The organism is Bacillus sp. EB106-08-02-XG196 (genome assembly GCF_013396335.1).
GTDB lineage: Bacteria > Bacillota > Bacilli > Bacillales > Cytobacillaceae > Neobacillus.
In genome coordinates this window covers 1-18,961 of the sequence record NZ_JABWSY010000004.1, presented here as the reverse complement: position 1 = coordinate 18,961, position 18,961 = coordinate 1, and the positions used below count along the sequence as shown (strand labels likewise).

The window sequence follows — 18,961 nt, the reverse complement described above, 5'->3', positions numbered from 1 at the left end:
TTTGTGACAAAAGTAAGCCCCCATTTTTGAAAAAAATATAGATGGTATACTAGTTTTATAGACAGAAAGGAAGTGAAACGTTTTATGAAGGCGAAAATTTTCCTGCCAATCATATTTATGGCAGCAGTATTAGTTGGTTGCGGACAAGCAGATTCAAAAAATGAAGCTTCTTTAAATGAAAAAGAAGTTGAAAGCATTAGAGAAGTAGTAAGCGATTATAGTTCAAATAAAACAACAAATGACACTGCATCCATTACTTCTCAAGAGTTAATTATCGAGAAAAGTGATCGGAAGGAGTTAGCTTATGACTTGTCTGAGGAAGACTTTTTCGTTTCTATTGCACCTTACATTGATAAAACTCATCCATGAACAAATCATAGCTTGACAGGTTGTCAAGGTGAGTTGGTTGAAGAAGAGTTCGATGTATTCATTGAAGATATGGAAGGAAATGTAATTATGGATGAAAAAGTGAAATCCCAAACTAACGGATTTTTCGACTTATGGCTTCCTAGGGATAAAAATTTTCGAATAAAGATTGATCATGCTGGTAAAGTATCAGAATCAGAAATTTCTACATTTGAGAATGATGGAACGTGCATTACAACTATGCAGCTAACTTAAAAAGCACATATTTTAGTAATAAGAACAAGTTCTGTTTTAAAGCAAAAAGTTTTTAATATATCACACATAAAGGCACCGTGATTAACACGGTGTTTTTTGTGTTGGATGTTAATTTGAATCATCAAAGAAATGTCAGTGACAATGAAAAGGGTAAGAGGGATCATAAAGTTCTCTTACCTTTTCCTATTACTGTTTTGATGGAATGATTAGCGTTTGGCCAATATATAGGTATCCAGTTGGATCCAGTTTATTGGTATCTACAATTGCCTGGGTGGTTACGCCGAATTTTTGAGCAATCTTCCAAAGTGAATCACCGGAAACAACTACATAAGTGGTTTGCGCAGGCTGTTCAGGCTGCGCCACACTCGGAATAATCAGCTTTTGGCCAACATAAAGGTACGCAGATGGATTCAGTTTATTAGCATCGACAATTGCTTGAGTGGTTACGCCGAATTTTTGAGCAATCTTCCAAAGTGAATCACCGGAAACAACTACATAAGTGGTCTGCGTAGGCTGTTCAGGCTGCGCTGCTCCCGGAATAATCAGCTTTTGGCCAACATAAAGGTACGCAGTTGGATCCAGTTTATTGGCATCGACAATTGCTTTTGCACTGACACCGAATTTTTGAGCAATTTTCCAAAGGGTATCACCGGAAACAACTACATAAGTGGTCTGCGTAGGCTGTTCAGGTTGAGGTGCAGTCGCAGGGACTATTAATTTTTGTCCTATATATAGATATTGGTTTGGATCAAGGTTGTTCAAGGTAATAATTTCAGCGCTGGTCGTGTTGAACTTGGATGAAATCTTCCATAAGGTATCGCCACTTACGACTATATAATCAGTTGTTTGCGCTGCCGAAGACGGTTCAGTGACAAGTTCAACATCACTCACACTGATTGTTCCTGTGACCCCTTCTTTAACAAGAACGGTGTATTTTCCATTCTCTATCGCTTCCGACATAAGCGGGAACGTGTCTCCTTTTATAGCAGTATATCCTTGCCCTGCAGGATCAACGCTCATTTTTGCTGTTTCGCTTATGACGCGTACTCTTTTTTCAGGCTGCATCGGTTTGATTTCGTACATGTTTTCCACTTTCACAGCGCTTGGAAACGTAATATAGCCGCTATTTGGGCCTTCTGCCACATTGAGCTTGATAAAGTAGCTTCCGTTTGGTACTTTTCTGCCCATGATATCTGAGCCATCCCATACAAACGTGTGAGTACCAGCTTCAAATGTTTGTTCACTTACCACAAGAGCGGCATGGGCTCCAGCAGCATTTGCGATATAAATGGATAATTTCGCAGGGATTGCAAGTGTAAATTGTCCAGTGACCTTATCGTTTATTCCATCTCCATCAGGAGTAAATGATGGAGCTTGGAAGGATGCATCTGTAACAATTTCTTTTAATCTTGATACCGGAATATAATAATCGGCATCTTTGATTGTAATCGTGCCAGATCGCCAGATTAACGGTGTTGTGGAAGGATAGTTATAGGCTGTTTCAATTGTTTTAAAAACAATCTCATAACTGCCGTCCATTACAATCCTTCCTGTTTTATCTGTGCCATTCCAGCTTACAGTATGACTTCCAGGAGACAAGGTTTCCTTGCTGCCGGTATAGATTTCATCTCCATTTATATTACGGATTGTCAGTTGAACTTCAGCAGGACGGTTTAAGTTGAACTGGATTTGGAGCGAATTTGTTTGTGTTTGTCCGTATTTAGGTGAAAACACTGCTGGATTAGGAGAAACGCCATCAATCAATGGCTTGGGACTTGTTTCCGTGACAACTGTGAGGGCCCCAAGCGGATATCCTTGCATTTGATTGTATCCCTGGTCCGTGAGATATCCTTTGATTTGGTATATACCTGCGGGAAGAGGTGCCTTTTTCGTATCATCCCATGGTACCCAATCGACTTTGTGTATAGTTTTAAAGGCCATAGTCGATAAATTAATTTTTGTTTGTATGCCATTCCCAACGATAAGAAGATACCCGCGTGTTGGCACGTTTGTTTGCAACTCAATGGTTGTGTATCCTGGAACTCGGCTTCCTTGGTAGGCAACAGTAGAAGCAGAAAGAGTAAATGAAGTAATTTCAATTGCTTGCCGGTATCCGCCATATCCCATTCTGTAACCTCCGAAACCCATGCTAGGGAAACCGCCGTATCCTTGTCGATATCCTCCGAAACCCATTCTGAATAATCTTTGAATGTTTACTCCTCCTCAAAATGTTTCAGAATTAATGTATGTGTCCATTTTGAAGAAAGTATAGATACTTACCATATATATATATATATATATATATGGGACTTTTTATATAGCGAATTCCTTCTAGTCAAAGCATTACTAAAAATGAAGACCGCGACTCAAATTAGTTTAATTTGAGAGTCCAATCAATTTTATTGGTTTGGACTCTTTTTTATTTGAATACATTGCCAATAGTGCCAGACACCTGATTATAAAAACTTTTATGCAATGCTAAAAGCACAAAATAATAAAATTGAACCCTTTGTGTATTTTTAAAGTGAAATTAAAATAACGCAACATTAATGGTAAAATATGTATATCAGGAGCCTGTTCACCCGATGATTTTTAATAACCCTTTAAAGAGAATTTAAATAAAAATTTAATGAAAAAGAAAGGGCGAAGTATCATGAAAGGGAAAGGGTTTAATGTAATGTGGAAGTATGTGGTTAATGCATACTTGTTGTTTTGGGTAATGGTCTTAGGACTTGGCGGGCTGGTATCACAGGTACTCCACGGTACGCCTGCTGCGATGCAATGGGTTGTTGTATTATGCAGCTGGTCCCCGACGATTGTGCTCCTTGTTATGTTGAAAAAGCTCAAGCCCGGTATAACAGTTAAGGAGTTTTATCAAAAGGCTTTCAAAGAAAAATTGCATATTGGCCATATTTTAATTGTATTTGTAAACGTATCAGGCGTTCTCATATTAACGGCGTTGATTATATCCGCAATCCAAAAGACGTCAATCAACGAGCAGCTTATCTTTGATTCGTCCCTACTGCCGAGCGTCCTTTTGTTTACGCTTTTACAGGGAGCTTCCGGCGAGGAATCAGGCTGGCGTGGTTACTTACGTCCGGAATTAGAGAAGCGATACGGATTCATAAGAGGGAACCTTACCTTGGGTGTAATTTGGGCGTTCTGGCACGCGCCGCTTTGGTTTGTCTCAACCGATTACAAGGGATGGTCGCTACTTCTTTATATCATTGAAAATTTAGTACTACTGACAGCATTGACCTTTATCATGGCAGTTATAATGAAGAAGTGTGATAACCTTTTTAATGCCTTCTGGGTTCACTTCTGTTTTAATTTTTCGATGGCATTCTGTCCGGATGATACATATTTCTTTGTGGTATTTACCGCGCTGTATCTGGTGGCTTCATTAATATTACTTAGAGGGTATATACGATCCTCTCGTGATAGTGATACGAAGCATTATCATTTAAGAATTAATTGAGAAGGCGTGCCGCTTGAACTAGGATTTTGTCGGTTTCCATAATAATTAAGGCTAAAGGCTTATAAGTTGCTTCCAAATGTGTTTGGGAGGTTTTGAAATGGAAAAAACCGTAATGGTATTTTTTAATATTGCTTGCACAATCAGTTGCATGGTTGGGATATTGCATTTTTTCGCACCGCATTCTTTTAAATGGTATTCTTATATACCGGACGCACCGATTGAGATATATCAATCAATTAACTACATAAATTTTTGCTTTTCCTTTTTGTTAGCCGGATTTAGTTTGCTGTTTTTAATAGTGCAAAGAAAATTATTTGATGGTTCAAAGGAATTAAAAATATTCTATGCATTCTTTACTCTTATGTGGTTTTCAAGAATTATAATACAGCTCATTTGGCCATGGACTTCAAGATTACAACTATGGTTAGTTATTGCTTTTACCATGGAGTTCATAGTTACCCTAATTCCTATGATCTATTTTCTTAAGAATACACGAAAACATGAATAGTAAAATTGAACCGATGCGTTTTTATGTATAAATAATTTCGTCTCCTGGTGAAACTAAGAGCTATTTACAAACCCTTATCATTAATTTACTGAGTTTTTACAATAATCCTAATTTCCCTTAAAACTATCAATTTAATCTATTACTAGATTCATAATTAATATTTGAGGAGAGATAGTTTGTGAATAATGAAACTACTAAAAATGGCTTTAACAGAAGAGACTTTTTAAAAGCGGGAGGAATGAGTACACTTGCCCTCACACTTGGGTCAACAGGTGTATTAGCACTTGGTTCAAAAGCATTTGCGGATACGACGAATAATCCAACTAGCGGATTTGGCGGTTACGGTCCTTTGATGCCGGATCCGAATGGAATTCTCGACCTTCCAGAAGGTTTTCATTACAAAATTATCTCTAAAGAAGACAGTCTAATGTCAAACGGGGCAAAAATCCCGGGCGCCTTTGATGGGATGGCAGCTTTTGAAGGACCTAACAATACGACCATTCTGGTTCGTAACCATGAATTAGGGACAGGCGCAGCATTTGGAAGCAATCCTTATGATGCAGCGGCTAAAGGTGGAACAACTGCTCTAGTTGTAGGAGCTAATCGAGAAGTGATCGAAGAATATGTAACATCATCAGGTACAATTCGAAATTGTGCTGGTGGAGCGACACCATGGGGTACATGGTTGACTTGTGAAGAAACACGTTCTGCGACACACGGATATGTATTCGAAGTGGACCCGACACAGCCGGAGAACGAAATGTCCAGAACTCCAATCAAGGATATGGGGCGTTTTTCACACGAGGCTTGTGCCATCGACCCAGCTACAGGATATGTATATTTAACTGAGGATGCAAGTCCGAGCTTCCTTTACCGCTTTATCCCTAAAGACACTAGCCAACAACCAGGTGCCCTGCAACAAGGCGGTAAGCTTTATGCTGCTGCGATTGAAGCAGTAACCGATCCGAAAGCAAGCACTTTTAAAACAGGACAAAATTTCCAAATCGTATGGAAAGAAGTTAATCCGCACCTATGCGTCGAGGATGCTAAGAAACAAAATTGCATTCAGTTCAGTAGATTAGAGGGAGCTTTCTTCCAATCAGGTGTCTTCTGGTTTGATGACACATCAGCCGGCGACAAAAAACTCGGACGCATTTACCGCTATACCCCTGCAACAAATACATTGGAACTTTTCTATGAGGGAACGGATGTACGTGAAATGGAATATCCGGATAATATCTGCATGACTCCATGGGGCGACCTTTGGTACGCAGAGGATGGTTCAGGCGACGATAGACTTATGGGAATTACTCCAGAAGGGAAAATCTATCCATTTGCCCACAACCGTCAAAGCGGGTCAGAATTGGCGGGACCAACATTCTCGCCTGATGGAAACACGCTATTTGTTAATATCCAAACCCCTGGCCAAACCTTTGCTATTTGGGGACCGTTCCAACGAAGAAATTCTGCGCGCGCAAGAGAAATGTCTTATGCAACTCCTGATGCACATTTTGCACCAAAGGTCTCTGAGGAAATGGTTAAATATGCCGAGAGTCAAGGTATGTCCATTCTTGAAGCAGCCGCATTTGAACGTCATGGGGTAAAGTTATAAATTTGTAATTAATAACTTAAAAATACCCAAAAAAAACAGAGAACAAGTATTTCTTGATCTCTGTTTTTTTAATTTCCATAGTTCTTGCCCTATCTTAAATCATAGTTTCCTTGCAATAGTTACCAATGCTGGTGATTCAATAGAGTGACTTTCACCTTTAAAGTTTCCGAAAACATCCACGACTTGAAACCCAACTTTTTTAAGTATAGTAATTAATTGTTGAGATGTAACTGGATATAATGGAATAGTGTTTTCTGTTGAATCCCCATTGATCGTTAATCCTGATGTAAAAAGTAGATGTTCGTCTTTTTTTTCATAATGCCTAGTAAAGGTAAAATCTTCTTTTTCAATAGCTGGAAAAGAAAAATCATTCTTGGATAAAACTCTATCATAATTCACTTGCTGGAGGATGATAATCCCATCCGGGTTTAATTTGATATAACATTTCTGTAAAAACTTTTCAACACCTTCTAAATTAGATAAATGGGGCAGAGTGTTTCCGATGCAAAGGATTCCATCAAAGTTCTCCTGAAATTTATCTATCTCTTCCATTGCTTTGGTATGAACAGATAATAAAAGCCCCTTCGATTTAGCCTTTTTCTTAATGGATTCGGCCATCGTTTCTTCTGGCTCTGATGCGGTAACGTTTAACCCATTCTCTGCTAGGGCAATGGCCATATTTCCTGTTCCAGCTCCCATATCCAAGACGGAATTACCTTTATGAAAATATTGGGTTATGAACGTATTAGCAGTTTGATTTAATGGGAAAATTTGATCATAATACGACGATAAATCGTGATAAAAAGGCAATTTAATGAGCTCCTTTCCAATTATATTTATACTATCATTAACAGCCAAAAGAATGTACCACTTCTGCCATGTTTTTACCAGCGATGCCACGATATTTCTAATTGACGGTAACAACACGTTTTACCAAAGTGTAATGTCAAAAGAGTGAGGCTTATGATCTTCCACAATCGCGTCCAATTGTTAAGAAACTAACTTAATGTAGCATCAGTATTGCCATTTTTATTTGTTCCTCCATTAACTTTTTTAAATTTGAAAAACAGAAAGAAAGCTCGAATATATAAATCTACTGCTATGGAAAGCCAAACTCCTGCAATTCCCATTTCAAAATGAATTCCAAGCAAATATACTCCTATTATACGAATCAACCACATTCCAATAGCTGTGCTGTACATCGGACTTTTCGTATCTCCTGCTCCTTGTAATGCTCCTGCTAAAATTAATCCAATGGCCAATGCAGGTTGAGCAAAAGCGTCAATTCTTAGTGCGGTTACTACCATATCAATTGCAGTCTGATTATCTGTGAACCAAGTTGCTATCCAAGGTGATAGGAAAAATAATAATACCCCACCAATGGACATGATAAAAATACCAATAATAGTCGTTAACTTCCCATACATATATGCATCTTTATGGTTATTTGCCCCAATACTTTGCCCAACTAGTGTTGTTGCTGCAATTGCCAACCCATATCCCGGCATATAGGAAAAAGTTTCGATATTTCCTGCAATCGAATGGGAAGCATAGACATCCGCCCCAATCTTGAGTATCAATCCAAAATAAAGTACCTGTCCGAACCGCATAATTAAACGTTCCATTGCTGTAGGAGTAGATAATTTTATTATAGACAAGGTATCTTCCCTTGAGGAACTCCCGAATAATGAAAAGGAAACTTTTGATCGTTTAATATAGAAAAACAATAGAAGTGTACCAATGATTCGTACAATGACTGTTGCCCATGCGGCTCCTGCTACTCCTAGTCCTTCTATTCCAAAGATCCCAAAAATGAATACATAGTCTACTCCTATATGAATAAGATTAATCCACCAACTAACCTTCATAGGAGTTTTTGTATCACCAGCAGCTCGAAGAATACTGCCAAAGGTAAACATAAGCGAAATAAAAATAGAAGGTATGGCAACTATACGAAAATAAGTGACTCCATCTGCTAAAACCGTTGATTCTGCTCCCATTAAACGGAGTAGTGGCTCGCTGAAAAAGAGGGTAATCAAACCAAAAAGCAGTCCAAGAATGGCTGATAAGATGGTGGATTGCCGGGCAATGGATTTCGCCTTTGAAATATCTCCTGCCCCTATACTTCTGGCAATCAGAGAAGATGTTCCTACCCCTATTGCCATAAAAATAGCAATATAGACAGCTAATACTGCATTTGCCACACCTACCGCGGTGACTTCATTTAAACCTAATTTGGCAACGAATAAAGTATCAACAAACCCAACCAAAGTCTGTAGAATATTTTCAATCATTGCTGGGACTGCTAAAGCAATGATGATGGAAAGTTTCTGTTTAGTGGTTTTATCTTGAATTGTAATATCCTTCATTTTAAGGACTCCCTTTAGAATAAAACTGTTTGATTTCCGTTCTTTACCTTTTGTCCCTTCTGTTTTCTGGCTCAGCTTGGCAAATTATTTTGCACCAGGCGAATTGAAAATCCATAGATGTGGTCATAATATACCTCTCCTAAATTGACCTTTCGCATAACCTAAAGTACAATTTGTATGATAATGAACACTGTATTCGATATCTATTGTAGCTGATTCTCATTCAACTACAATATTCAAAACATACGAAATGTAAGATACTGAACAATTCATTGTTTTTGTATGAAAGGAGGGTGATTGATGGATAGACGAATGCAAAAGACGAGGGACTCCATATTTAATGCCTTTAGTTCCCTCCTGGCACAGAAGAGATATTCGAAAATTACCGTTCAAAATATCATTGATGAAGCAAACATTGGGAGAAGCACATTTTATTCGCACTTTGAAACCAAAGACGATTTATTAAAGGTGCTATGCAGTGATATATTCGAACACGTTTTTGAGGAAGAGGTGAATCCAGAAGGCTCTCATGATTTTTCCTCTGCCAATGATGACTTGGAGGTTAAAATTACACACATTTTATACCACTTAAAAGATAGAGGAAGGGATATCAAAGGGATTCTTTCGGGTGAGAGCAGAGAGTTATTTTTAAATGTATTTAAGTCGTATTTAGAGCAGGTGTTTAGTAGATTTATTCCAAATAAAAGCTTGGATAGAATTCCTAAAGAGTATATTGTTAATCATATTTCTGGTAGTTTCGTTGAAACCGTAAAATGGTGGATGCAAAATGATATGGCACAGTCACCGGAGGAATTAACTAGGTATTTTCGAATCGTTTTGTACAATCCTAATATACTTCCGGGGATAGGCAAATTAAATTGTTCCTGAATGATGGTTCCCAGTGAAGAAATTATGTAAATCAAACATATCTGAACGATTATTTTAATGACTTTCACCATTTTACCTCCAAAAAGGTAATTCCGTTACTTTCACTTTTTTACTCAAATTTAAACAATACTTATAAATTTTACTCCTAACTACTAACCGAAAAAAGGGTGTCCAAAAGCGATTTGCTTTTGGGACACCCTTTTTTTATACCTTTATTTTTTCTATGCTACTTCCGATTCTTTGGAGTGAACTTTTTTCATAAATTCGTTCACATCTGCAGGAACTCTGCGATCAAGCTTTGAGACGATAATAACTGATAGGAATCCAATTGGCACTGTAATTAGTCCTGGTACATTGAACTGCAGGAACTCAGGAAGAGTCGTCTTAAAGAAAATCATGTACATCGAAGCTAGAAGGCCAGCAACAAGCCCGGCAATTGCTCCTTTCTCTGTCATTCCTCTCCACCAGATGCCCAAGATAAAGATAGGAGTAAATGTACTGGCAGCAACGGTGAATGCTAGTGCGACCAGATGGCCGATGGATGCTCCTTTTACCATGAGACCGAGAGCACCGTATAAAATACCAAGGATAATAATTGCTACTTTACCCGCGAGTACGCGCTCTTTCTCTGTGATGTTCTTACGGAAGAAAGTTGCATACAAGTCATGTGCTAAGGCGCCAGAGCTTGCGATGAATAATCCTGAAAGGTTCGAGAAGACGGCTGCAAATGCTCCTGCGATAACAAGTCCAAGCAGCCATTCTCCACCTAATGCCTGTGCAGTAGATGGAACAACCATATTGTTTCCGCCCGCAATAAGGTCCTTCATAACAGCTGAATCTACATTGCCACTTAGAAAAATAGAGCGGCCGACTACTCCAAGGTACACAGCGAATAAAAAGAACACGCTTGCAATACCAATTGCCATAAGAGCAGACTTACGCGCTGCTTTTGCACTTGGATTTGTATAGAAGCGAAGCAGGATGTGAGGAAGTCCAATCGTACCGAGTGAAAGTCCGATTGTCATTGATATTGTTTGCCAGAAAGATGGGAAGTAGTTGCCGGTACCGGTCCAAACAGACCCATCAAATGGTATATCATTTCCGTCAACCGAAAACGCTGAAGTACCGGTAATCGTACCTTGAAATTCATTAATAGCTGCTAGAATCTCCTGATAATGAAGTCCGCCATAGATGGCTGCGCCAACCATGAGGAGAAAGGCGCCAAGACGAATCCATAATTCGAGCGCTTGGTTAAGAGTAGTACCCTTCATTCCACCGATACCAACATAAAAAATCATAACCGAACAGGTAAAGATAATTCCAAATTCATAGCTTGTACCAAAGAACATGCTTAAAATTTGTGCGGCACCCAATAACTGAGGAGCTGCATAGAAACCTGAAATTGCAAGTACTACAGCGACAGCAGCGAGGCGGGCACGTTTACTGTGAAAACGATAGGCTAAAAAGTCTGCTACTGTATAGGCTCCGAACCGGCGCAGTGGACCTGCGACGAACATAGCGAGAAGAGTCAGGCCAATAGAGAAGCAAAAGGCATAGTAAGCGCCATCGTAACCAAGCTGATAGGTTAGACCGGCAATACCAAGAAAGGTCGCAGCACTTAAATAATCTCCGCCAATGGCTGAACCGTTAGTAAACCAGCCGAAGCTTCGTCCGCCAACGAAATAATCAGATGCAGTCGCACTTCTTTTTGATAAATATGTGATATAAACAATCGTTCCCATGAGGATGATTGTTAAAAGCATTTTAGGTTCAAATAACATGGCCATCAAATAATTCTCCTTTCTTCAGGGGAGCCAGAATTTTTTTGATAGTTTTTTAAACGTTTTTCGTAAAGAGCAGTGTGAACGTAAGCAATGATAAAAGCCATTGCCATTGCAACAACACTGGTCAAAAACCAACTATATGTCATGCCGCCCCACATACGGGAAAACATAAAATCACCTGCGTACCAATTTAATATCGGAATTGCGAGAATAAAAATATAATAAAAAACCGTAAGTTTAAGACCAGTACTAAATTCACCTTTCATGATTTTCCTAGTTTCGGGATCGAGCGGCTTAAGTTCGCTAACGTCAATCGTACCAGCCTCAACATAGTCGTACTCCGTATACTCTCCAGCCATATGTTACTCCTCCTTAATATTATTTAGGCTTCCGCCGTTTTTTAGTACCCTTCCTTAGCCCGGCCAAGATACTATTAAAATGATTTTACGTCATAAAATGGACATATACCTTACAATTAATTATCAGAAATGTACAAATATTTACTATAGTCTAATTTTTGTACTATAATTTGTATAGGAATATAACTTTAAATGCCACATTTTAGGAAGGAGGGGAGAATATAAAATGTATTCTATTAGTCTAGCAGTAGAAGATGAACTGGAATATGAAAAGCTGGCAGACTGGATTAAAGAAGAATTTATGGAAAGTTGTGTACTGGCAGAAGCTGAGTTTAATCAACATGATATACATATAGCTGTTATCGAAGTAAGAAAATGGCATGATTGGGTTAAAATACACCGATTTCGCAAACGTAATAAAGAATGCAGGATTATTCCCTTACTAGACCCATCGTTATTATATACTTCGCCGCTTGCCATTGAGTTTAAGCTAGAGTACTTGCTAGTGAAATCCGTGAAAAAGCATATATTTCTTCGTACATTGAAACGGGCTATTAGGGAGCTGTCAATTACGAATTCTATACCTATTGAATATGATGAGTTATTTTATCAGATCCATCATGAACAAAAACCGGAACGCAATACGTTACCATTTCAAGAGGCATTTTTGCGGCGGCTACTGGTTGGCGATAAAACAACTGAAGAGGAATTAATTCAATCTCGTTCTTTTCTTCCAGGAGAGGCAATGCCAAATGCGGTCTGTTTTATTCAGGGATTTGTCCGTTGTCCTGGCAGCAGGGAACAGGAAGGCTGGGCACCGAGAGGGATTCAGGAGTTTTTTAGAAACCGCTTCCAAGGTTATCAGCTTACTTTTCTTTCCTACCGAAAACATTTACTTATGCTTATCCAGGTGCCTCCCGAGTACGGTTCCTTAATGCACTGGAAAGAAGGGGAGAACAGGATCCTTGATACTATTCAAGCATTGGAAAACGAGTATGGGATTTATTTATATATAGGGGTAGGCTCCATCTACCGAGAACCGCTCCTCTTGCACCATTCCTATCGTGAAGCATGCAAGGCTAGGCGCACCACGCCGTATGACAGGCCTTCACTGCGTTATTTTGAAGAGATTACAAAGGATGTTCAGATTCAGAAATGTACAGACTATATTGCCCGGTATTGTATCGAAGATCTTTCATTAAAACGGGTAGCTGATCAAATTAATCTTAGTGTACCGTACTTCAGTCGGATATTTAAACAAGAAACAGGGCGTAATTTTGTTGAATATGTCACCTTTGTCCGTTTGCAGCGTGCAGTGTGGCTATTGCGTCATACGAATCATACGATTGAGTGGATTGCTGAAGAACTAGGTTTCAATACACCAAATTATTTCAGTGGTACCTTTAAAAAGTATGTTGGCCTTTCTCCAAGGGAATACAGAGCGACAGAAGAAATTATCTTTGTTTAAAAAAGGCAAAGCATCTGCACAAATTGTGTGGGTGCCATTTTTTTTAGGTAAAGTATGTTGCGTGTGAAAAAAGATTATGCTACTATATGTGTAACCGGTTACACATAAGGAGTGAATCGATGGCTACCATACGTGATGTCGCAAAAAAAGCTGGAGTATCTGTGGCTACCGTTTCAAGAGTATTAAACAATAAAGGTTATGCACATGAAGATACTAGGAAGCTAGTAAACGAGGCAATTAAAGCATTAAACTACAAACCAAATGAAGTGGCAAGATCTCTTTATAAGAAAAAATCAAGATTAATTGGATTATTGCTTCCGGATATTCGAAATCCCTTCTTTCCTGAGCTAGCTCGTGGAGTAGAGGATGAAATGCAAGCGCAAGGCATCCACTTGATTATCGGAAATGCTGATGAAAAACCTGAAAAAGAAATAGATTATATACAGACATTTAAACAAAATAATGTAATAGGTGTTATTTCTGCAACAAATCAAGCTGAAACAAGTCTTTACGAAGACTTATCTTTTCCTGTTGTTTTTCTTGATCGTACAACTAATAGTCATCCTTCAGTTTATTCAGATGGATTAGATGGGGGGAAAAAGGCAGCACAAGAAATAATCAAAAGGGGAAGTAAGCGAATTGCTTTACTCCGAGGACCTATTGAACTAAGGACAGCGCAAGACAGATTCAAAGGTGCAGTGGATGAATTATGCAATGCTAATGTAGACTTTCAGGTGATTACGTCATCGTTTAGTTTTCACGATGCAGAAAAAATGGCCAAAACATTATTTGAGAAATTTCCTGAAACGGATGGGGTCATTGCCAGCAATGATCTTAGTGCGGCAGCCATATTACATGAAGCACTAAGAATTGGAAGATCAATTCCTGATGATTTACAAATTATTGGATATGATGATATACCGCTTAGCAAGCTGCTGTTCCCGCCACTTTCAACCATTAGACAGCCAGCCTATGATATGGGCAGAGAAGCAGCAAAATTATTAATGAAAATTATTAATAAAAAAACGGTAGAGCAAAAGAATATTCAAATGCCTGTTACATTTATTGAAAGGCAAACGACAAGAAAGGTTGAGAAGAAAAATGGCTAAAATGACGATTATTGGTAGTTCTTCTATGGATTTGGTTGTAACCGCTTCAAAGCGGCCGAATAAAGGGGAAACGATTCTCGGAGAGAGCTTTAAGACAGTCCCTGGCGGCAAAGGAGCTAACCAGGCTGTCGCAGCTGCCAGGCTCGGTGCTGAAGTGTATATGGTTGGATGTGTAGGTGACGATGGGTTTGGGGAAGAAATAGTTAACAATTTCACAGCTAATGGAGTTGTTACAACCTATGTGGAACCGGTTACACATTTAGAAACAGGAACAGCACATATTACCCTGGCAGAGGGTGATAACAGCATTATTGTGGTTAAAGGTGCTAATAATTATGTCACACCTGAATTTGTTGAAAAGGCACTGGATGTAATACGAGAATCAGATATTGTACTAATCCAGCAAGAGATTCCTGAGGAAACAGTGGAATATGTAACCGAAATTTGCTTTCTGAATAATGTGCCCTTATTACTAAATCCGGCACCCGCAAGACATATTAGTAAAACTGTGATTGAAAAGGCAGCTTATATTACTCCAAATGAATGGGAAGCTTCTGTTCTTTTTGAGAACAAGGATATCCATGATGCTTTAAAAGAATATCCAAATAAATTATTGGTTACTGAAGGTAAAAACGGAGTCCGCTATTATGATGGCGAGAATGAGGTGCTTGTCCCGGCTTATGTGGTTGAGACTGTCGATACAACAGGTGCAGGCGATACATTTAATGCGGCATTTGCTGTTGCGGTAGCTGAGGGTAAAAACATAAAAGATAGCATTCGTTTTGCTAATCGGGCTGCATCATTGTCTGTAACAAAATTTGGTGCACAGGGTGGAATGCCGACAAGAAAAGAAGTAGAAGGGAATTTATAAAAATGAAACGTTATGGAATATTAAACAGCCATATATCAAAGGTGTTAGCTGATCTTGGTCATACCGATTATATTGTGATAGCAGATGCTGGTTTGCCCATTCCTGATGGAGTTAAAAAGATCGATTTAGCAGTCAAAACAGGAATGCCTTCATTTATAGATGTAGTGAATGCGGTTGAAGAGGATATGGTTATCGAAAAAGTGATGATTGCCTCTGAAATAGAAGAAAGAAATCCCGAACATGCTAACTATTTAAAAGGTAAATTCGCTGATAAGGAAATAGAACATGTTTCACATGAGGAATTTAAACAATTAACAAAACGAGCTAAAGCAGTCATTCGTACGGGTGAAATTACACCATATGCAAACTGTATTTTACAATCTGGAGTATTTTTCTAATAGATGAGGTGATAAACATGCGTATTACGATGGAAAACATCTATAAAGCATTTGGAACTAATCAAGTTTTAACAGGTGTTGATTTTGATTTATTAGATGGGGAAGTACATGCCCTAATGGGGGAAAATGGTGCAGGGAAATCAACAATGATGAACGTTCTTACAGGACTGCATGCGGGTGATTCTGGGGTCATCAAAATTGATGGGAAAGAGACTTATTTTAAGAACCCAAAAGAAGCGGAGCAAAGTGGAATCACTTTTATTCATCAGGAATTAAATATTTGGCCTGATATGACGGTTCTAGAAAACTTATTTATTGGCAAGGAATTAAAGAATTCATTTGGTCTTTTAAAAATAAATGAAACGAAAACGCTGGCAAAAAAACAGTTCGATAGATTAGCCGTATCGATTCCGTTAGATAAAGAGGCAGGTAGCTGCTCTGTTGGGGAGCAGCAAATGATTGAGATTGCGAAAGCTTTAATGACCGAGGCAAAAGTAATTATTATGGATGAACCTACTGCTGCATTGACAGAAAGGGAAATCAGCAAGCTTTTTGATGTTATTTCTTCATTGAAAAAAGAAGGAGTATCGATCGTATATATTTCTCATCGGATGGAGGAGATTTTCTCCATTTGTGACAGGATTACTATAATGCGTGATGGGAAAACCGTTGACACGAAGGCGATTCCGGAAACAAATTTTGATGAGGTTGTCAGGAAAATGGTTGGAAGGGAAATAACCGACCGTTTTCCTAAACGAAATCCTAACCCGGCTGAAACCGTTCTTGAAGTAAAGGGGTTAACAAAAAAAGGACATTTTGAAGATGTGAATTTTTCTGTACGTGCTGGGGAAATAGTCGGGGTTTCAGGCTTGATGGGAGCCGGAAGAACAGAAATCATGAGGGCAATTTTTGGCCTGGATGGTATTGATGGCGGTGAAATTTGGTTAAAGGGTGAGAAAGTGACCATCAAAACACCGGAACAGGCTGTCAAGGCAGGAATCGGATTCATTACAGAAGATCGGAAAGATGAGGGATTAATCTTAGATTTCTCTATAAGAGATAATATGGTTTTGCCAACCCTCTATAGCTTCGCTCCAAAAGGGATTATCAATGAAAAAAGTGAGACAGACTTTGTTAATATGCTCATTAAACGCTTGACAGTTAAAACGGAATCCCCAGATATTGCCGTAGGAAAGCTATCAGGAGGAAATCAGCAAAAAGTGGTCATTGCCAAGTGGGTTGGGATAGGGCCGAAATTACTAATTTTAGATGAACCAACTAGAGGAGTAGATGTTGGAGCGAAGAGAGAAATTTATCAACTAATGAATGAATTAACTGATCGGGGTGTAGCGATCATCATGGTATCTTCAGAATTACCTGAGGTCCTTGGAATGAGTGATCGAATCCTCGTCGTTCATGAAGGAAAAATAAAAGGTGATTTATTGAAAGAAGATGCGACCCAAGAAAAAATTATGACATTGGCAACAGGAGGTCAGTAGGATGAATTCTATTAATGCAGGTACAAAACCTAGTAAGACAAATATGATGAATGCCATCACCCAAAAGTTAGGACCGTTACTTGGTTTAATTATCTTAGTTGTGATTGTATCGATATTAAATCCAAGTTTTCTTGAACCTTTGAATATATTAAATTTATTAAGGCAAGTGGCAATTAATGCACTTATTGCGTTTGGGATGACGTTTGTTATTTTAACAGGCGGAATTGATTTATCTGTTGGGGCTATTCTTGCATTATCCAGTGCTTTGACAGCGGGAATGATGGTATCTGGTATAGACCCGATACTTGCAATCATAATTGGATGTATTCTTGGCGGATTGATGGGAACAGTTAACGGATTGTTCATTACCAGGGGGAAAATGGCACCATTTATCGCAACTCTAGCAACAATGACGATCTTTAGAGGACTAACACTTGTTTATACTGGTGGAAACCCAATTACTGGTCTTGGTGATAATTATCTGTTTCAGTTATTTGGCCGTGGTTATTTTCTAGGAATACCTGTACCAGCGATTACGATGATTGTTACATTTGTTGTCTTATTCATTATTCTTCATAAAACTCCATTCGGCCGTAAAACATATGCGATTGGCGGAAATGAAAAAGCAGCATTAATTTCAGGGATAAAAGTTCCGAATGTAAAAATCATGATTTATAGTCTTTCAGGTATGCTTGCAGCGCTGGCCGGTGCAATCTTAACATCTCGTTTAAATTCAGCCCAGCCTACTGCGGGTACTTCCTATGAGCTTGATGCAATTGCTGCCGTTGTATTAGGAGGGACAAGCTTATCAGGGGGAAAAGGAAGAATTTTTGGAACATTGATCGGTGCTTTAATTATCGGAACCTTAAATAACGGTTTAAATCTTCTTGGAGTATCATCCTTTTATCAAATGGTGGTTAAGGGGATTGTTATCTTAATTGCAGTATTACTTGACCGTAAAAAGTAGCATAAGGAGAGATCACGATGAAAAAATTACTAACTATATGTCTATCACTAACACTTTTGCTCCTAAGTGCTTGTTCCATGCAACCGCCTGGGTGGGCAAAACCAGATAAAAAAGAAAGTTTAGAAGATATTAAAATTGGCTTATCTGTTTCTACATTAAATAACCCATTTTTCGTTTCTTTAAGGGATGGAGTGGTGAAAGAAGTAGAAGCCTTGGGTATGGAAGTTATTATCGTAGATGCACAAAATGACTCTGCGAAACAAGTGAATGACGTGGAAGATTTAATTCAGCAGGGTGTAGATGCTCTGCTCATTAATCCAACTGATTCAGCTGCTATTTCAACGGCTGTCCAATCAGCGAATAATATTGGTATACCAGTAGTTACTTTGGATCGGTCAGCTGATAAAGGGAAGGTAGAAGCATTAGTGGCTTCAGATAATATAAAAGGCGGGGAAATGGCCGCAAATTATATTATTGAAAAGCTTGGAGAAAAAACACAAGTTATTGAATTAGAGGGAGTTCCAGGGGCATCGGCCACACGTGAAAGGGGTAAGGGATTTCATAACGTAGCAGATCAAAAATTGAACGTAACGGCTAAACAAGCAGCTGATTTTGATCGTACGAAGGGATTAACCGTTATGGAAAATCTTCTGCAGGCAAATCCTGATATTAAAGCTGTATTTGCTCATAATGATGAAATGGCGTTGGGGGCTATTGAGGCAATTAATAGCTCTGGTAAGGAAGTTATGGTCATTGGATTTGATGGGAATGACGATGCCCTAAATGCGATTAAATCAGGCAATATGGAAGCAACAGTTGCCCAACAGCCAGAGTTAATTGGTAAGCTTGCTGTAGACGCTGCAAGAGACGTTTTGCAGGGTAAAAGCGTAGAGAAAATCATAGCAGCTCCACTAAAATTAGTAACAAAAGAATAGATAATTAGGAGTGCCTGTCACCATAGCCATCAAGCTAAGCGAATAACTTTCAATTTTACCAAAATGGACCTATTCTTTCTTTGAAACCTAAAGAA

16 protein-coding genes are annotated in these 18,961 nt (G+C 38.8%); 11 read left to right on the top strand and 5 right to left on the bottom strand.

Going from position 1 to position 18,961, the window contains the following annotated elements; all coding sequences use genetic code 11:
* Positions 1-84: 84 nt before the first annotated feature.
* Positions 85-621, top strand: a complete 537-nt coding sequence (locus MLOOGBEN_RS07480) for a CueP family metal-binding protein (RefSeq protein WP_179157643.1) — start codon at positions 85-87, stop codon at positions 619-621.
* 186 nt (positions 622-807) lie between these two features.
* Here MLOOGBEN_RS07480 and MLOOGBEN_RS07475 read toward each other — a convergent pair whose 3' ends face one another.
* A complete protein-coding gene (locus MLOOGBEN_RS07475; RefSeq protein WP_218781095.1) occupies positions 808-2,814 on the bottom strand; it encodes a LysM peptidoglycan-binding domain-containing protein in 2,007 nt (668 codons plus the stop codon).
* Between the two features lie 436 nt (positions 2,815-3,250).
* Between MLOOGBEN_RS07475 and MLOOGBEN_RS07470 the strand changes: the two genes are divergently transcribed.
* Positions 3,251-4,099 carry a CPBP family intramembrane glutamic endopeptidase gene (locus tag MLOOGBEN_RS07470; protein WP_218781094.1) on the top strand — a complete coding sequence of 283 codons (849 nt, stop codon included), beginning with the start codon at positions 3,251-3,253 and terminating at the stop codon, positions 4,097-4,099.
* A gap of 686 nt (positions 4,100-4,785) precedes the next feature.
* On the top strand, positions 4,786-6,219 hold the full coding sequence (locus tag MLOOGBEN_RS07465) for an alkaline phosphatase PhoX (protein WP_368737767.1): 1,434 nt from the start codon (positions 4,786-4,788) through the stop codon (positions 6,217-6,219).
* Positions 6,220-6,318: 99 nt separating this feature from the next.
* On the opposite strand, the gene MLOOGBEN_RS07460 is transcribed toward MLOOGBEN_RS07465, so the two are convergent.
* Both MLOOGBEN_RS07460 and MLOOGBEN_RS07455 read right to left on the bottom strand, forming a co-directional pair.
* The gene (locus MLOOGBEN_RS07460; protein ID WP_179157640.1) at positions 6,319-7,029 is read right to left on the bottom strand and encodes a class I SAM-dependent methyltransferase; all 711 of its coding nucleotides are present in this window, start codon (positions 7,027-7,029) and stop codon (positions 6,319-6,321) included.
* Between the two features lie 188 nt (positions 7,030-7,217).
* Positions 7,218-8,588, bottom strand: a complete 1,371-nt coding sequence (locus tag MLOOGBEN_RS07455; RefSeq protein WP_218781093.1) for an MATE family efflux transporter — start codon at positions 8,586-8,588, stop codon at positions 7,218-7,220.
* A 300-nt stretch (positions 8,589-8,888) separates the two neighbouring features.
* Between MLOOGBEN_RS07455 and MLOOGBEN_RS07450 the strand changes: the two genes are divergently transcribed.
* Positions 8,889-9,476 (top strand): TetR/AcrR family transcriptional regulator, encoded by a 588-nt coding sequence (locus tag MLOOGBEN_RS07450; protein ID WP_179157639.1) that lies wholly within the window; start codon positions 8,889-8,891, stop codon positions 9,474-9,476.
* Positions 9,477-9,697: 221 nt separating this feature from the next.
* Here MLOOGBEN_RS07450 and MLOOGBEN_RS07445 read toward each other — a convergent pair whose 3' ends face one another.
* Positions 9,698-11,263 carry a sodium/solute symporter gene (locus tag MLOOGBEN_RS07445; RefSeq protein ID WP_256988958.1) on the bottom strand — a complete coding sequence of 522 codons (1,566 nt, stop codon included), beginning with the start codon at positions 11,261-11,263 and terminating at the stop codon, positions 9,698-9,700.
* Positions 11,263-11,619, bottom strand: a complete 357-nt coding sequence (locus MLOOGBEN_RS07440) for a hypothetical protein (RefSeq protein ID WP_179157637.1) — start codon at positions 11,617-11,619, stop codon at positions 11,263-11,265. Before MLOOGBEN_RS07440 ends, MLOOGBEN_RS07445 begins: the two co-directional genes overlap by 1 nt.
* A gap of 226 nt (positions 11,620-11,845) precedes the next feature.
* On the opposite strand from MLOOGBEN_RS07440, the gene MLOOGBEN_RS07435 reads away from it, so the two are divergent.
* The 7 genes from MLOOGBEN_RS07435 to rbsB all read left to right on the top strand — a co-directional run bounded on the left by MLOOGBEN_RS07435 (position 11,846) and on the right by rbsB (position 18,866).
* Entirely contained in the window at positions 11,846-13,087 is a 1,242-nt protein-coding gene (locus tag MLOOGBEN_RS07435) for a helix-turn-helix transcriptional regulator (protein WP_179157636.1), read from the top strand.
* Positions 13,088-13,206: 119 nt separating this feature from the next.
* On the top strand, positions 13,207-14,196 hold the full coding sequence (locus MLOOGBEN_RS07430) for a LacI family DNA-binding transcriptional regulator (RefSeq protein WP_179157635.1): 990 nt from the start codon (positions 13,207-13,209) through the stop codon (positions 14,194-14,196).
* Entirely contained in the window at positions 14,189-15,067 is an 879-nt protein-coding gene (gene rbsK / locus MLOOGBEN_RS07425; RefSeq protein ID WP_179157634.1) for a ribokinase, read from the top strand. The genes MLOOGBEN_RS07430 and rbsK overlap by 8 nt, the downstream gene beginning before the upstream one ends.
* Positions 15,068-15,069: 2 nt before the next feature.
* Positions 15,070-15,465, top strand: coding sequence for a D-ribose pyranase (gene rbsD / locus MLOOGBEN_RS07420; RefSeq protein WP_179157633.1), 396 nt, complete (start codon positions 15,070-15,072; stop codon positions 15,463-15,465).
* A gap of 17 nt (positions 15,466-15,482) precedes the next feature.
* Positions 15,483-16,964: a sugar ABC transporter ATP-binding protein gene (locus MLOOGBEN_RS07415; RefSeq protein WP_179157632.1), complete on the top strand. Its 1,482-nt coding sequence runs from the start codon at positions 15,483-15,485 to the stop codon at positions 16,962-16,964.
* Between the two features lie 43 nt (positions 16,965-17,007).
* The gene (rbsC, locus tag MLOOGBEN_RS07410; protein ID WP_179157877.1) at positions 17,008-17,931 is read left to right on the top strand and encodes a ribose ABC transporter permease RbsC; all 924 of its coding nucleotides are present in this window, start codon (positions 17,008-17,010) and stop codon (positions 17,929-17,931) included.
* A gap of 17 nt (positions 17,932-17,948) precedes the next feature.
* Complete coding sequence (gene rbsB / locus MLOOGBEN_RS07405; protein WP_179157631.1) at positions 17,949-18,866, top strand: ribose ABC transporter substrate-binding protein RbsB; 918 nt, start codon at positions 17,949-17,951, stop codon at positions 18,864-18,866.
* The last annotated feature ends 95 nt before the right edge of the window (positions 18,867-18,961 follow it).